Origin of the sequence: Pseudomonas sp. 21 (assembly GCF_000955805.1) — a bacterium.
Lineage (GTDB): Bacteria > Pseudomonadota > Gammaproteobacteria > Pseudomonadales > Pseudomonadaceae > Pseudomonas.
The window spans coordinates 265827-277896 of the sequence record NZ_JYOA01000005.1 but is presented as its reverse complement, the minus strand read 5'-3'; the positions used below and the strand labels follow the sequence as shown (position 1 = coordinate 277896).

11 protein-coding genes are annotated in these 12070 nt (G+C 66.0%); 5 read left to right on the top strand and 6 right to left on the bottom strand.

Annotation, left to right across the window (positions count from 1 at the left end):
- Window positions 1-56 precede the first annotated feature (56 nt).
- The gene (locus UB43_RS14030; RefSeq protein ID WP_045211921.1) at window positions 57-1016 is read left to right on the top strand and encodes a tRNA-dihydrouridine synthase; all 960 of its coding nucleotides are present in this window, start codon (window positions 57-59) and stop codon (window positions 1014-1016) included.
- Window positions 1017-1132: 116 nt separating this feature from the next.
- Here the strand turns inward: UB43_RS14030 and UB43_RS14025 are convergent, their stop codons facing one another.
- On the bottom strand, window positions 1133-1879 hold the full coding sequence (locus UB43_RS14025; RefSeq protein ID WP_045211918.1) for an SDR family oxidoreductase: 747 nt from the start codon (window positions 1877-1879) through the stop codon (window positions 1133-1135).
- A gap of 147 nt (window positions 1880-2026) precedes the next feature.
- On the opposite strand from UB43_RS14025, the gene UB43_RS14020 reads away from it, so the two are divergent.
- A complete protein-coding gene (locus tag UB43_RS14020; RefSeq protein WP_045211915.1) occupies window positions 2027-2473 on the top strand; it encodes an Hsp20 family protein in 447 nt (148 codons plus the stop codon).
- A gap of 84 nt (window positions 2474-2557) precedes the next feature.
- Here the strand turns inward: UB43_RS14020 and UB43_RS14015 are convergent, their stop codons facing one another.
- Genes UB43_RS14015 through UB43_RS14005 form a run of 3 tightly spaced genes read right to left on the bottom strand, consistent with a single transcriptional unit; the run spans window position 2558 to window position 5186 of the window.
- Window positions 2558-3619 (bottom strand): membrane protein, encoded by a 1062-nt coding sequence (locus UB43_RS14015; protein WP_045211912.1) that lies wholly within the window; start codon window positions 3617-3619, stop codon window positions 2558-2560.
- A gap of 59 nt (window positions 3620-3678) precedes the next feature.
- Window positions 3679-4053, bottom strand: coding sequence for a RidA family protein (locus UB43_RS14010; protein WP_045211910.1), 375 nt, complete (start codon window positions 4051-4053; stop codon window positions 3679-3681).
- 20 nt (window positions 4054-4073) lie between these two features.
- A complete protein-coding gene (locus tag UB43_RS14005) occupies window positions 4074-5186 on the bottom strand; it encodes an FAD-binding oxidoreductase (RefSeq protein WP_045211907.1) in 1113 nt (370 codons plus the stop codon).
- 111 nt (window positions 5187-5297) lie between these two features.
- On the opposite strand from UB43_RS14005, the gene UB43_RS14000 reads away from it, so the two are divergent.
- Complete coding sequence (locus tag UB43_RS14000; protein ID WP_045211905.1) at window positions 5298-5921, top strand: helix-turn-helix domain-containing protein; 624 nt, start codon at window positions 5298-5300, stop codon at window positions 5919-5921.
- A gap of 6 nt (window positions 5922-5927) precedes the next feature.
- Here UB43_RS14000 and UB43_RS13995 read toward each other — a convergent pair whose 3' ends face one another.
- Complete coding sequence (locus UB43_RS13995) at window positions 5928-8804, bottom strand: GGDEF domain-containing phosphodiesterase (protein WP_045211902.1); 2877 nt, start codon at window positions 8802-8804, stop codon at window positions 5928-5930.
- Window positions 8805-8916: 112 nt separating this feature from the next.
- A complete protein-coding gene (locus tag UB43_RS13990; RefSeq protein WP_017520368.1) occupies window positions 8917-9810 on the bottom strand; it encodes a LysR family transcriptional regulator in 894 nt (297 codons plus the stop codon).
- Window positions 9811-9976: 166 nt separating this feature from the next.
- Here UB43_RS13990 and leuC point away from each other — a divergent pair, with 166 nt between their 5' ends.
- Together leuC and leuD are read left to right on the top strand one after the other, a co-directional pair.
- Window positions 9977-11404 carry a 3-isopropylmalate dehydratase large subunit gene (gene leuC / locus UB43_RS13985; protein WP_045211897.1) on the top strand — a complete coding sequence of 476 codons (1428 nt, stop codon included), beginning with the start codon at window positions 9977-9979 and terminating at the stop codon, window positions 11402-11404.
- 11 nt (window positions 11405-11415) lie between these two features.
- On the top strand, window positions 11416-12060 hold the full coding sequence (gene leuD, locus UB43_RS13980) for a 3-isopropylmalate dehydratase small subunit (protein WP_045211895.1): 645 nt from the start codon (window positions 11416-11418) through the stop codon (window positions 12058-12060).
- Window positions 12061-12070 lie beyond the last annotated feature (10 nt).

Genomic DNA, 12070 nt, shown 5'->3' with positions numbered 1-12070 from the left:
CCGGCGCGGCGCATTCCCTACAATCCGCGGCCTTCGCCATAGCCCGAGATTCCCCCGTGCAGATCGCCCTGGCCCCGATGGAGGGGCTGGTTGATGACATCCTCCGCGATGTGCTGACCCGCGTCGGCGGCATCGACTGGTGCGTCACCGAATTCATCCGCATCAACGACCGACTGCTGCCGCCGTCGTCCTTCCTGGCGGCCGCTCCGGAATTGGCGCACGGCAGCAAGACGCGCGCCGGCGTGCCGATGCGCGTGCAACTGCTCGGCTCCGATCCGCAGTTGCTGGCGGAGAACGCCGTGCAGGCCTGCGAACTGGGTGCGCCGGTGATCGACCTGAATTTCGGCTGCCCGGCCAAGACGGTGAACCGCTCCCGGGGTGGCGCGGTGCTGCTCAAGGAGCCCGAGCTGATGTTCAGCATCATCGAGGCCGTGCGCCGCGCGGTGCCGGCGCACATCCCCGTGACTTCGAAGATGCGCCTGGGCTACGACAGCCCGGACGGCGCCATCGACTGCGCACGCGCCCTGGCCGACGCCGGTTCCGCCCATGTGGTGGTGCATGCGCGGACCAAGGCCGACGGCTACAAGCCGCCAGCGCATTGGGAGTGGGTGGCGAAAGTCGCTGATGCGGTGAAGGTGCCGGTGTTCGCCAATGGCGAAGTCTGGACGCTCGAGGATTACCATCGCTGCCGTTCCATCAGCGGCGTGGCGGACATCATGCTCGGTCGCGGTCTGGTTTCGCGCCCTGACCTGGCCCGGCAGATCGCCGCTTGGCGCGACGGTCGCGAGGTGGTGCCGATGCCCTGGTCGGAAGTGCGCGTACTGCTCGACGACTTCTGGCGCCAGGCCCGACGCAAGCTCGCACCGCGCTATGCACCGGGGCGCCTGAAGCAGTGGCTGGGGATGCTTACCCGCAGTTATCCCGAGGCCGTGGAGCTATTCGCCCAGGTGCGCCGCGAGCATGATTGCGAAGTGCTGGACCGGATGCTGCAGGTCGAGATCGAAGCAGCCGCCTGATCTGCTCTTCGTAGGAGCGAGCTTGCTCGCGAACGCAGTTCCCCCCAACACATCGGTGTTGGGCAGTTCGCGAGCAAGCTCGCTCCTACAAAAGCGTGCGTCACGATTACACCGAATCAGCGCCCACCGCTGACGTCGACGAAACTGCCGGTGGAATAACTGGATTCGTCCGAGGCGAGGAACAGGATCGCCCGCGCCACTTCCTCAGCCTCACCGCCGCGCCCCAGCGGAATCGCCGCTTGCAGGCGCTCCACGCGCCCAGGCTCGCCGCCACTGGCATGGATTTCGGTCTTGATCAGCCCGGGCCGCACGGCATTCACGCGGATGCCTTCTGCCGCCACTTCCTTGGCCAGGCCGATGGTCAGGCTGTCCACGGCGCCCTTGGCGGCGGCGTAGTCGATGTACTCGTTGGGCGAGCCCAGGCGCGAAGCCATGGACGAGACGTTGACGATGCTGCCACCGTTGCCGCCGTGCTTGCGCGCCATGCGTTTGATCGCCTCGCGGCAGCAGAGGAAGGTGCCGGTGACATTCACCGCGAATACCCGCTGCAGGCGCGCCACGTCCATGTCCTCCAGGCGCATCTGGCGCTCGAGGATGCCGGCGTTGTTCACCAGCACGTCGAGGCGGCCGAAGGCTTCGTCCACTTCTCGGAACAGGTCCAGCACATCGCTCTCGTCCGCCACGTCGGCGGCGAAGGCGCGTGCCTTGCCACCGGCCCCTGTGATTTGTGCCACCAGCGCCTCGGCGGCCTCGCGCTCGCGACGATAGTTGATCGCCACGGCGTAGCCGCGCTCGGCAGCGAGCAGCGCGGTGGCGGCGCCGATGCCGCGACTGGCGCCGGTGATCAGCATGACCTTGTCCATGGAAAATCGTCCTGTGGCGAAGGGGGCTTGAAATGGATTCGAGCAGCCCAATCTATGTTCCTGCGGGAGGCCGAAGACGGGTCCCGCACCGGAGTTCTGACGTCAGGCTCCAAATCATACCTTGCTGAAATTTTCAGGAGATTCGCAATGAGCAACGTCCTTTCCCTCGCCCCGCTGTTCCGCCAGTCCGTCGGTTTCGATCGTTTCAGCGATCTGTTCGAATCCGCCCTGCGCAGTGAAAGCGGCAGTTCCTACCCGCCCTACAATGTCGAGAAGCATGGTGATGACCAGTACCGCATCGTCATCGCCGCTGCCGGCCTGCAGGAGGAAGACCTGGAGCTGCAAGTGGAGCGCGGCGTGCTGACCGTCAATGGCGGCAAGCGCGAAAAGGCTTCCGAGAGCGTCACCTACCTGCACCAGGGCATCGCCCAGCGCGCGTTCAAGCTGTCGTTCCGCCTCGCCGACCATATCGAGGTCCAGGGTGCGTCGTTGAAGAACGGCCTGCTCAGCGTCGAGCTGGTGCGCATCGTTCCGGAAGAAGCCAAGCCCAAGCGGATCGCCATCAACGGCCAGCGCCCGGCCATCGAAGGCTGAGCAGCGCCCCGGCGTTAGCCGGGCCGTAGCCGCAAACAAGAACGCCCGTCTCGAAAGAGACGGGCGTTTTCGTTCGTGCCCCGATCAGGCGTTCTGCCCCAGCGGCGCCGAGCGATTGCGCCACCAGGCAATGACGATGGCCGCCATCAGCACGAAGCCCAGGTAACCCATGGCCGGGTAGACCAGCCCCACCAGCCTGACGAAGCCGACCTGGCTGGCGATGAAGGCGAGCACCACCGCGGCTACGGTCGCCACGCGGAAGGGCACGCCGTACGCGGCGCAGCGTGCGGCCAGCGTGTAGGCGAAGCCGCTGGTGGTGCAGTACAGCTTCACCAGTAGCAGGGCGAGCATCACGTCGCCGAACCAGGGCGCGATGTTGTTGCTCAGCAGCAGGGTGGGGATGGCGCTGCCGCCGATCACGTCGATCTGCACCAGCATGACCAGCGCCATGGCGAGGATCAGCACGCCCACGCCGATCCCGCCGAACACGCCGCCCAGCGCGGCAGTGCGCAGGTTCGCCACGCTGCCCCCCATCACCACCACGGCGGCCGCGGTGGCGGCGACGTTGTAGGAGACGTAGAGCAGTGCGCCGAGCAGCCAGTTGGGCGCCGGGTGCGGCACGGCCAGGGCAATCTGCTCCAGCTCCGCCAGCGGCTTCTGGACGTGCGTCAGCGCATAGATGGCGATGATCGCGACGATGATCATCAGCACCGGGGTGATCAAACTCATCAGGGTGATCACCCGCTTCAGGCCCATGCACACGGTGATGATGGTCAGCACGCCGAGGACGATCCCGCCGATGGAATGACCGATGCCCAGCTGCTGCTCGAAGGACGAGTTCGCCCCGGCGAACATGACCACCATGGTGCCGAACAGGAAGAAGGTCAGCATCAGGTCGACGACGCGGCCCAGTGGCTTGCCACAGATGAACTCCATGGCTTCCTTGTGCGACTGGGTCTGCAGGCGGCTGCCGATCTGGTAGAGGTTCATCAGCAGGAAGGCGAACAGCGCCAGCGCCACCAGGCCGCCGGCCAGGCCCATGATGCCGAAGCCGCCGAAGAACTGGAGGATCTCCTGGCCCGAGGCGAAGCCGACGCCCACCACCAGGCCGATGTACGCACCGCCGAGCTTGAGACTGGTTTTCATGATCGAGACTCTGTTGTTGTTATGGGGCGGCCCGGCTCTGCGCCGGACCGCAAAAGGGCTTACGCCTGGCCGACGTAGGCCTGGATTTCCACCTCGACGTCCACGCCCAGCGCCAGGGCGGACGCCACGCAGGAGCGCACCGGCAGGCCCTGGTCGAAGTAGCGCTTGTACACCTCGTTGAAACCGGCGAAGTGGGACATGTCCGACAGCCACACGGTGGCTTTCACCACCTGGGAGAAGTTCGCGCCGCAGGCTTCCAGGCTTTCGGCGATGCGGGTCATCACCGCTTCGGTCTGGGTCTGGATGTCGCCTTTCACCACCTGGCCGTCGGCGGTCATCGGCACCTGGCCGGAGAGGAACAGGAAGCCGCCGGCTTTCACCGCGCGGGAGAAGGGGAAGGGCAGGGTGCTGGGGTAACGCTGGATATCGCTCATGGGTAGGTCTCCGGGGGAATTCAACGCAGGCGCGCCGGGTCCAGGCGCTGGGGATCGACGCCTTCCTGGCGCAGGGATTCGGGGAGCGGCTGGCCGAGCAGCAGCGACTGGGCCAGGCGCGAAACGCCGTCGGCGGACTGGATGCCATAGCCGCCCTGGGCGGCCAGCCAGAAGAACGCCGGGTTCTGTGCATCCGCGCCAATCACCAGGTCGCCATCGGCGACGAAGGAGCGCAGGCCGGCCCAGCTGTGGTTCGGCCGACGGATCGCCAGGGTGGTGTGTTCTTCGATGTGGTACACGCCCAGGGCGATGTCGAGTTCCTCGGGCTGCACGTCCTGCGCTTCCACCGGGTCGGCATTGGCGGGGGAGCCAAGCAACTGGCCCGCATCGGGCTTGAAGTAGAAGCTCTCGTCGATGCCGATCACCGTCGGCCAGCGGCTGATGTCGATGCCGTCGGGCACCGGGAAGGTGAAGGCGGTGCGGCGGCACGGTTGCAGGCCGACCGGGCGGATGCCGCAGCGCTCGGCGACATGATCGGCCCAGGCGCCGGCAGCATTGATCAGATGCGCGGCCCGGATGCTTTCGCCCTGACTGAGTTCTAGCGTCCATGCGCCATCGGCATAGTCAGCCGACAACAGCTCGCGGTTGCAGCACAGCTGGCCACCGCGCTGGCGCAGTGCGCGCAGGTAGCCCTGGTGCAGGGCGTGCACGTCGAGGTCGCGGGCGTCCGGCTCGTAGAGCGCGCCGATGATGGCGTCGGCGCGCAGGACGGGGAGGAACTCCAGCGCCTGTTCGGTGCTGATGCGCTGGACGCCGGGCGTGGCTTCGGCCTGCTTGAGCAGCTCGACGTGCTCAGGGCCGCCGACGTACAGGCAGCCGCGCGGGGTGAGGATCGGGTGCTCGCTGAAACCCGCCGGCGGGTTTTCGTAGAAGGCCCGGCTGGCGCGGGTCAGCGCCTGGATCTGTGGCGTGCCGTAGGCCTCCATGAACATGGCGGCGGAACGCCCGGTGGAGTGGTAGCCGGGCTGCTCTTCGCGCTCCAGTACCAGTACCTTGTGCGTCTCGCTCAGGCGGTAGGCGAGGGAGGCGCCGGCAATGCCGGCACCGATGATGACGAAATCGAATTGGCTCACTGCATGGGCCTTCTGCAGATTTTCTCGTATGTGAGAAATCTAAGATATGAGAATTTTTGCACCCAAGGCAAGGCCCGGTAAACTTTCGTCGGCCCCCTCACGAGATGTCCCATGAGCGAAACCGCCCAACTACTGCCCAAGCCCCAGCAACTGGATCGAGACGAAGTCGGTGCGCGCCTGCGGGCAGTTCGCAAGCAGCGGAAACTGACCCTGAAACAGCTCTCCGACCTCTCTGGCGTGGCGGTTTCCACCCTGTCGAAGATGGAACTGGCGCAGGTCGCGGTGAGCTACGACAAGCTGGCCGCCGCCGCCCGAGCATTGCAGGTGGATATCGCCCAGCTGTTCCGCCCATTGCCGCCCGTCGGCGGGCTGATGGGGCTGAAGACTTTCGTCAAGACGGGCATCGACGATGCCGCTGGTTACGACACCGGTGGCTACGAGTACTACCCCATCGCCGGCGATTTCCCACAACGCAGCATGACGCCGCTGTACGCGCGCATCTTCGCCCGCGAGGTGGGCGAGTTCGATGATTACGTCCGCCACCCCGGCCAGGAGTTCGCCATGGTGGTGGCCGGTCGTGTGCGCATCCAGTTCGAGACGGGCGAGTCGGTGAGCATCGGGACGCGCGAGACCGCCTATTTCGACAGCAGCGTCGGCCACCTCTATCTCAACGACGGCGAAGCCGACGAGGCGCAGGTGATGGTGGTGATGTCGGAGTTGCGGCCCGCGCAATAGCGGGCCTCAGGTTGCCTGCTGCGTGTCGTTGTGGGGCAGCAGGGCGATGAAGTCTTCCAGCGGCACCGGACGGCCGAACAGGTAGCCCTGGTACAGGTGGCAACCGTGTTCCGCCAGCAGGGCCAGCTGTTCCGGGGTTTCCACCCCTTCGGCCACCAGTTCCAGCCCGAGGCTGTGCCCCATGGCGATGATGGCGCGGACGATCTCTGCGTCGTTGCTGTCGTTGGGGGCGTCGCGCACGAAGCTCTGGTCGATCTTCAGGCTGTCCACCGGCAGGCGCTTGAGGTAGGTCAGCGATGAGTAGCCGGTACCGAAGTCGTCCATGGCGAACTGCACGCCGGCTTCGCGCAGGCGTTCCATGCGCGCGATGGTGTCGTCCAGTTGCTGGATCACGATGCCCTCGGTGATCTCCAGTTTCAGCAGGCTGGGCGGCAGTCTGGTCTTGTGCAGCAGGGCCAGCAGGCGCTCGACGAAGTCACTCTGGCGGAACTGCCGCGGGCTGATGTTCACGCTCAGGCTGAAACTCTCGATGTCGATGCGACCCTCGGCGAGCAGCCGCGCGCCGGTGCGACAGGCTTCCTCGAGCACCCACTGGCCGACTTCGACGATCAGCCCGCTGTCCTCCAGCACGCGGATGAAACTGGCTGGGGATTGCGGCCCGCGGGTCGGGTGGCGCCAGCGCAGCAGCGCCTCGGCGCCGACGATGCGCGAATCGCGGGCATCCACCTGCGGCTGGTAATGCAGGTTGAATTCGCGACGGGCGAGGGCCATGCGCAGGCCGTTCTCCAGGCGCAGGCGCTCGCTGGCGGCCTGCTGCATGGATTCGTGGAACAGCTGCACGGTGTTCCGCCCGGCGTCCTTGGCGCGGTACATGGCGATGTCGGCGCGCTTGAGCAGGTCGTCCGGCGTCGCGCCGTCGTCGGGGATCAGCGCGATACCGATGCTCGGGGTGATCTGCAGGCGGTGGCCGTCCAGAAGCATCGGTTCGGCCAGCAGGTCGCGCAGTTTCTCCGCCAGCTGGCGCACCTGCTGGGCGGTTTCCAGGCGGCTGCCTTCGATGCCGGTGATCAGCACCACGAACTCGTCGCCACCCAGGCGCGCCACGGTGTCTTCCTGGCGCACGCTGGCTTCCAGGCGCGCGGTGACCATCTGCAGGATGGAGTCGCCGACGGAGTGGCCGAGGGAGTCGTTGATGTGCTTGAAGTGGTCGAGGTCGAGGAACAGCAGGGCGCCGCGCAGGCTGTGGCGTTGCAGCAGGGCGATCTGCTGCTTGAGGCGGTCCATCAGCAGCGCGCGGTTGGGCAGGTCGGTCAGGGCGTCGTGGTACGCGAGGTGCTGGATGCGCGCCTCGGCCTCACGCAGCTCGCTGGTGTCGCGGGCGGTGAGCAGCAGGCAGTTCACGCCGCCCAGCTCGATCGGCTCCACCGACACGTCCACCGTCTTGATCGTGCCGTCGCGGTGGCGGCCGCGCATTTCCAGGTGGTGCACGAAGCCGTCGCGGTTCAGCGCGGCGATCATGTTCAGGCGCTCGTCCGGATCGGCCCAGATGTTGATGCCCAGGGAGGTTTGCCCGATCACCTCGTCGGTGCGGTAGCCGGTCAGGCGGTGGAAGCCTTCGTTGACTTCGATGTAGCGGCCGGTCTCGCGTTCGGTGATGGTGATGGCGTCGGGGCTGGAGTGGAACGCTTTGGCGAACTTCTCCTGGCTGGCCTTGAGCGCCGCCTCGGCCAGCAGCCGGCGGGTGACGTCGCGGAAGCTGGAGAGGATGCACAGCTGGCGGTCGACCCAGATCAGCCGGCTGGCGACCATGCAGGTGATGGTCTGGCCTTCGCGGGTGAGGAACTGCACTTCGACGTTCTGCAGCGAGTGGTCGCGCATCAGTTGCTCGAACAGGCGCGAGCGCTGGTGGTGATCGGCCCAGAAGGTGACCTGGTGGGACGAGCGGCCGATGATGTCCTCGGCGAGCCAGCCGAAGGTGCTGCAGAAGCTCGGGTTGACTTCGACGAACTCGCCGTCGCGCACCCGCGAGACACAGATCGGGTCCGGGCTGCCCTGGAACAGGCTGGCGAATTTCTCCTCCGAGGCCTGCAGGCTGCGCTCGCGCAGCACGCGCTCGGTGATGTCGAGCAGGGTGCCGGCCATGCGCAGTGGTTTGCCGTGGGTGTCGCGGTACAGGCGTGCGCGGCTTTCCAGGTAACGCACTTCGCCGGAGTCGAGGTGGGCGCGGTAGGTGAACTGGTAGTCGTTCTCCGGTCCGCGGGCGAGTCGGGCGTACACCTGGCGCATGCGCTGGCGGTCGGTCTTGTCGACGCAGGCGAAGAATTCGCCGAAGGGCCCGTGGAAATCCCGGTCAGGCAGTTCGTGCAGAACGGCGGCACGGGCCGAGCCGTAGAGCAGGCCGCTGGGGATGTGCCAGTCCCAGATGCCCAGTTGCGCGGAGTCCAGCGCCAGGTCCAGGCGTTCCTGGCTGTCGCGCAGGGCACGTTCCTGGTCGCGCATGCGGGTGATGTCACGGACGGTCAGGACCAGGCAGGGGCGGCCGTCCTGTTCGATCTGGCAGCCGTAGACGCGGGCGCTGCGTACTTCGCCGGTACGGGTGATGAGGGTAACGTCGAAACCGTCGATCTGCCGCTCGGCGGTGATCTTGTCGAGCATCCGCTGGCGTTCTTCGAGGCTGTGCCAGAGGCCGAGTTGCAAGGAGGTGCGGCCGAGGGCTTCGTCACGACTCCAGCCGAAGTGGTCGACGAAACTGGCATTGAGTTCGAGGAATTTTCCGCTGTCCCGGTCGGTGATGACCATGGCGTCGGGCGCGGTATGAAAGGCTTTGGCGAACTTGTCCTGTCCGTCGGAGGCGTGCGGGGGCGTGTGCGGATCGCGGCTCATGCGGCGCTCCCCCTGAGTCTGGCGACACCGGCCAAGTGGGGCCGGCTAACGCGAACGGGTGTGCGGACGGGCATTCGGGCCCCTTCTTCTAGTTCTGTCAGAACAATAGAGGTTAGGCCGCGACCGGCGCAAGCCCGGCCGCCTGGGCGTCGAGCAGGCGCATGAAGGCCCGCGCGGCGTTGGACAGCGTGCGCTCGGTATGCAGGATGTAACCCAGTTGCCGGCTGAGCTGGATGTCCTGCAGCGGCAGGCGTACGACGCTGTCATCCAGCATCGTACGAGGCAGTACGCTCCAGGCCAGGCCGATGGAGACCATCATCTTGATGGTTTCCATGTAGTTGGTGCTCATGCCGATGTTCGGCGTCAGACCTTCGGCTTCGAACATGCGCCGCACGATGTGGTGGGTGAAGGTGTTGCCGCCGGGGAACACCGCCGGGTGCCGCGCCACGTCGGCGAGGAACACCGGGCCCTGCACCGACAGCGGGTGCTCGGGGGCGGCGACGAAGTCCAGCGGGTCGTCCCACACCGGCACGGCGCGCACGGGTTCGGCGGTTTCCGGGGCGAGGGTGATCACCGCCAGTTCGGCGCGGCCATGGAGAATTTCTTCGTAGGCGACTTCCGAGTCGCAGAACTGGATATCCAGCGCCACCTGCGGGTGGGCCTTGGTGAAGGCGCGCAGCAGCGGCGGCAGGCGGTGCAGGCCGATGTGGTGACTGGTGGCCAGGACCAGCCGGCCGCTCACTTCGCCGTTCAGGTTGGTCAGGGCGCGACGGGTGTCGTCCAGCACGCTGAGGATCTGATAGGCGCGCGGCAGCAGGGCGCGACCGGACTCGGTGAGGGTCACTTCGCGGCCGACGCGGTCGAACAGCCTGACTCCCAGTTGGTTCTCCAGGGCGGCAATGCGCTTGCTCACCGCCGGCTGGGTCAGGTGCAGGCGCTCGCCGGCCTCGGAGAAGCTGCCGGATTCGGCAATGGCGAGGAAGGTGTTGAGGCTGGTCAGGTCCATATCGACTCCCTGCGCTCTGGAAGCGGCGCCCGACTTTTATAACGCACCGTATTCCTCGTGGGAATCCTTTGGATAAAAAATATGAATTTGAGTTATTCGGTGCCTTTCCATAGGATCATCCCCACAAGCCCAAGGGGCATAGAAAGACGCTGATGAGGACTCTCTGATGGCCGGCAAGACGCTCTACGACAAACTCTGGGAAATGCACGAGGTGAAGCGCCGTGACGATGGTTCGTCGCTCATCTACATCGACCGCCACATCCTCCACGAGGTGACCTCGCCGCAGGCCTTCGAAGGCCTGCGCCTGGCGGGTCGCAAGCCGTGGCGCATCGACGCGAACATCGCCACTCCGGACCATAACGTGCCGACCACCCAGGCCGAGCGCAAGGGCGGCCTCCAGGCCATCGCCGATGAAGTGTCGCGCATCCAGGTCCAGACCCTGGACGAGAACTGCGATGACTTTGGCATCCTCGAATTCAAGATGAACGACGTCCGCCAGGGCATCGTCCACGTGGTCGGCCCGGAGCAGGGCGCGACCCTGCCGGGCATGACCGTGGTCTGCGGCGACTCGCACACCTCGACCCACGGCGCCTTTGGTGCGCTGGCCCACGGCATCGGCACCTCCGAGGTAGAGCACGTGCTCGCCACCCAGTGCCTGGTCGCCAAGAAGATGAAGAACATGCAGGTTCGCGTGGAAGGCAAATTGCCCTTCGGCGTGACCGCCAAGGACATCGTCCTCGCGGTGATCGGCAAGATCGGCACCGCGGGCGGCAACGGCCATGCCCTGGAGTTTGCCGGCAGCGCCATCCGCGACCTGTCCATGGAAGGCCGCATGACCATCTGCAACATGTCCATCGAGGCAGGCGCTCGCGTCGGCATGGTGGCGTGCGACCAGAAGACCGTCGACTACGTGAAGGGCCGTCCGTTCTCGCCGCAAGGCAGCGACTGGGACAAGGCCGTGGAAGCCTGGAGCGATCTGGTTTCCGACGCCGATGCGCACTTCGACACCATCGTCGAGCTGCGTGCCGAGGACATCAAGCCGCAGGTCAGCTGGGGCACCTCGCCCGAGATGGTCCTGGCCGTCGACCAGAACGTGCCGGACCCGGCCGCCGAGGCCGATGCGGTCAAGCGCGACTCCATCACCCGCGCCCTCAAGTACATGGGCCTGAGTGCCAACCAGGCGATCACCGATATCCAGCTGGACCGCGTGTTCATCGGCTCCTGCACCAACTCGCGCATCGAAGACCTGCGCGCCGCCGCCGCCGTGGCCAAGGGCCGCAAGGTTGCTGCCACCGTGAAGCAGGCGCTGGTCGTGCCGGGCTCCGGCCTGGTCAAGGCGCAAGCCGAACAGGAAGGCCTGGACAAGATCTTCATCGAAGCCGGCTTCGAGTGGCGTGAGCCGGGCTGCTCCATGTGCCTGGCGATGAACCCGGACCGCCTGGAAAGTGGCGAGCATTGCGCTTCCACTTCCAACCGCAACTTCGAAGGCCGCCAGGGCGCCGGTGGTCGTACCCACCTGGTGAGCCCGGCAATGGCTGCCGCCGCCGCGGTGACCGGTCGTTTCATCGACGTACGTGAATTGATGCAGGCCTGAGGAGACCGAACATGAAAGCCTTTACCCAGCACACCGGTCTCGTTGCGCCGCTCGACCGCGCCAACGTCGACACCGACCAGATCATCCCCAAGCAATTCCTCAAGTCGATCAAGCGCACCGGCTTCGGCCCGAACCTGTTCGACGAGTGGCGCTACCTGGACGTCGGCCAGCCGAACCAGGACAACTCCAAGCGTCCGATCAACAAGGACTTCGTCCTCAACTTCCCGCGCTTCCAGGGCGCCAGCGTGCTGCTGGCCCGTGAGAACTTCGGTTGCGGCTCCTCCCGCGAGCACGCGCCGTGGGCGCTGGACGAGTACGGCTTCCGCACCGTGATCGCGCCGAGCTTCGCCGACATCTTCTTCAACAACAGCTTCAAGAACGGCCTGCTGCCGATCATCCTGAAGGACGAAGAAGTGGACGAGCTGTTCGCCCAGTGCGAGGCCACCGAGGGTTACCAACTGACTGTCGACCTCGCCGCGCAGACCGTGACCCGTCCGGACGGCAAGCAGTACAGCTTCGAAGTGGACGCGTTCCGCAAGCACTGCCTGCTCAACGGCCTGGACGACATCGGCCTGACCCTGCAGGACGCCGACGCCATCCGCAGTTTCGAAGGTGGCTATAAACAGCAGCAACCCTGGTTGTTCCGCGACGCCTGATGGCGCCGCA

Excerpts from the sequence above, each read along its gene's own strand:
- UB43_RS14025 (WP_045211918.1), bottom strand. The coding sequence starts at position 1,879 with ATGGACAAGGTCATGCTGATCACCGGCGCCAGTCGCGGCATCGGCGCC.
- UB43_RS13990 (WP_017520368.1), bottom strand. The coding sequence starts at position 9,810 with ATGGACCTGACCAGCCTCAACACCTTCCTCGCCATTGCCGAATCCGGC.
- leuD (WP_045211895.1), top strand. The coding sequence starts at position 11,416 with ATGAAAGCCTTTACCCAGCACACCGGTCTCGTTGCGCCGCTCGACCGC.
- UB43_RS14020 (WP_045211915.1), top strand. The coding sequence starts at position 2,027 with ATGAGCAACGTCCTTTCCCTCGCCCCGCTGTTCCGCCAGTCCGTCGGT.
- UB43_RS14015 (WP_045211912.1), bottom strand. The coding sequence starts at position 3,619 with ATGAAAACCAGTCTCAAGCTCGGCGGTGCGTACATCGGCCTGGTGGTG.
- UB43_RS14010 (WP_045211910.1), bottom strand. The coding sequence starts at position 4,053 with ATGAGCGATATCCAGCGTTACCCCAGCACCCTGCCCTTCCCCTTCTCC.
- leuC (WP_045211897.1), top strand. The coding sequence starts at position 9,977 with ATGGCCGGCAAGACGCTCTACGACAAACTCTGGGAAATGCACGAGGTG.
- UB43_RS13995 (WP_045211902.1), bottom strand. The coding sequence starts at position 8,804 with ATGAGCCGCGATCCGCACACGCCCCCGCACGCCTCCGACGGACAGGAC.
- UB43_RS14000 (WP_045211905.1), top strand. The coding sequence starts at position 5,298 with ATGAGCGAAACCGCCCAACTACTGCCCAAGCCCCAGCAACTGGATCGA.